Raw genomic sequence first — 402 nt, forward strand, 5'->3', positions numbered from 1 at the left:
CATCGTCGACCATCTGCTGGCCGAAGGCTTCCCGGCAGACCGCATTAACATTGGCTATGCCGGTTATACCCGCAATGGCCGCAGCGTTGAGCTGGAATCTCTGTCTCCGCTGAAAGGCTCCTATAACCCGGGTACCGGTACTACCACCGGTACCTTCGAATCCGGTACCACCGAATGGTATGACGTTATTTATAACTACCTGGACCTGGAAAACCAGAAAGGCCGCAACGGTTTCAACGTCTATACCGACCAGGTGGCCAATGCGGATTACCTCTACAACCCGGAAAGCAAACTGTTCATGTCTCTGGACACGCCGCGTTCTGTTAAAGCTAAGGGCGAGTACACCGCGAAGTTGGGGCTCGGAGGAATGTTCACCTGGACTATCGACCAGGACAACGGCGT

1 protein-coding gene is annotated in these 402 nt (G+C 54.5%); it reads left to right on the forward strand.

Annotation, left to right across the window (positions count from 1 at the left end; genetic code table 11):
• On the forward strand, window positions 1-402 hold a 402-nt coding region (locus tag HMPREF3178_RS31720; protein WP_267283654.1), incomplete at both ends, for a glycosyl hydrolase family 18 protein.

The sequence above is a fragment of the Klebsiella sp. HMSC09D12 genome (genome assembly GCF_001808475.1).
Lineage (GTDB): Bacteria > Pseudomonadota > Gammaproteobacteria > Enterobacterales > Enterobacteriaceae > Klebsiella > Klebsiella oxytoca.